This is a genomic window from Cellulomonas septica (assembly GCF_012396155.1).
In the GTDB taxonomy this organism is placed as follows: Bacteria; Actinomycetota; Actinomycetes; order Actinomycetales; family Cellulomonadaceae; genus Cellulomonas; species Cellulomonas septica.
The window spans coordinates 1-2,102 of sequence record NZ_JAAXOY010000625.1; the positions used below are offsets into that span (position 1 = coordinate 1).

1 protein-coding gene is annotated in these 2,102 nt (G+C 73.4%); it reads right to left on the minus strand.

Going from position 1 to position 2,102, the window contains the following annotated elements; translation table 11 throughout:
* Positions 1-2,102 (minus strand): Rne/Rng family ribonuclease (locus HGA02_RS17400; protein ID WP_246248014.1); only part of this gene is annotated, 2,102 nt, incomplete at both ends.

The window sequence follows — 2,102 nt, forward strand, 5'->3', positions numbered from 1 at the left end:
CCTTCACGGCCTCGCGCGCCTCGGGCAGCACCGGCACGCCGGGGTGCGGCGTCGTGGGAGCAAGCTCCTTGGCACCGCGCTTGCGGCGCGACCGCTTCGACTCGCCGGCCTCGGCGGGCGCGGCGGCCTGCTGGGCGCCGGCGTCCGGGCGGCCGTTCTTCTCGACGGGCTCCTCGTGGACGATGAAGCCGCGGCCGTGGCAGTGCTCGCAGGTCTCCGAGAACGCCTCGACCAGGCCCTGGCCGACGCGCTTGCGGGTCATCTGGACGAGGCCCAGCGACGTCACCTCGGCGACCTGGTGCTTCGTGCGGTCACGGCCCAGGCACTCGACGAGGCGGCGCAGCACGAGGTCCCGGTTCGACTCGAGCACCATGTCGATGAAGTCGATGACGATGATGCCGCCGATGTCGCGCAGCCGGAGCTGACGGACGATCTCCTCCGCCGCTTCGAGGTTGTTGCGCGTCACGGTCTCCTCGAGCGTGCCGCCCGAGCCCGTGAACTTGCCGGTGTTGACGTCGACGACCGTCATCGCCTCGGTGCGGTCGATGACGAGCGAGCCGCCCGACGGCAGCCACACCTTGCGGTCCATGCCCTTGGCGAGCTGCTCGTCGACCCGGTGCACGGTGAACACGTCCTGCGTGCCGGTCCACTTCGAGACCTTCTGCGCGAGGTCGGGCGCGAGCTCGTCGATGTAGGACGAGATCGTCGACCACGCGTCGTCGCCCTGCACGACCAACGAGGAGAAGTCGTCGTTGAAGATGTCGCGCACGACGCGGATCGCCATGTCCGGCTCGCCCTGGAGCAGCGCGGGGGCCGACGCGGTCTTCGCCTTCTTCTCGATGGCCTCCCACTGCCCCTGCAGGCGGGCGACGTCGGCGCGCAGCTCCTCCTCCGAGGCGCCCTCGGCCGCGGTGCGCACGATGACGCCCGCCGAGTCCGGCACGACCTCGCGCAGGATCTTCTTGAGGCGGTTGCGCTCGGTGTCGGGCAGCTTGCGGCTGATGCCGGTCATGCCGCCGCCGGGGACGAACACGAGGTAGCGGCCCGCGAGCGTGACCTGCGACGTCAGGCGCGCACCCTTGTGCCCGATCGGGTCCTTGGTGACCTGCACGAGCACCGAGTCGCCGGACTTCAGCGCCTGCTCGATGCGGCGCGGCTGGCCCTCGAGGCCCGCGGCGTCCCAGTTGACCTCACCCGCGTACAGCACGGCGTTGCGGCCCTTGCCGACGTCGACGAACGCGGCCTCCATGCTCGGCAGCACGTTCTGCACGCGGCCGAGGTACACGTTGCCGACCATCGACGTCTGCGCCTGGTTCGACACGTAGTGCTCGACGAGGACGCCGTCCTCGAGCACCGCGATCTGCGTGCGGTTCGCGCGCTCGCGCACGACCATCGTCCGCTCGACCGACTCGCGACGGGCCAGGAACTCGGCCTCGGTGATGATCTGACGGCGGCGGCCCGCGTCCCTGCCCTCACGACGACGCTGACGCTTCGCCTCGAGCCGGGTCGACCCGCGCAGCGCCGTGACCTCGTCGCTCGCGGAGCGGCGCGACGGACGCTCGGGCTCGCCCGCGTCGCCGCGGCCGCCCCGACGACGACGGCGACGCCGACGGCTCGAGCCGCCCTGGTCCCCCTCGACGTCCGTCTCGTCCGCGTCGGCGTCCGCGTCCTGCGGCTCGGCGTCCTCGTCCTCGGCGTCCGCGTCGGCCGGGGCGTCCGGCTCCTGCTCGCCCGCGTCGCCACGGTTGCGACGCCCGCGACCACCGCGACGGCGGCGACGGCGCTGACCGGCACCCTCGCCCTGCTCGTCGCCCTGCTCGTCGGTCTGGTCGTCGGCGGCCTGGTCGTCCGCCTGGTCCTCGACGTCACCCGCCTCCGACGGCGCGACGACGTCGGCCTCCTCCTCGACGACCTCGGTCTCCTCGACGGGTGCCGGCGCGGCACCACGGCCGCGGCGACCCCGGCGGCGGGACGGACGCTCGGCGCGCTCGGTCTCCGCAGCCTCGGTCGTCACCGCCTCGGCGTCCACGGTCTCGGCGTCGACGGTCTCCGGCGACGCCTCCGCGGACGCTGCGGCCTCGGCCGCCTCCGCAGCCTCCCGC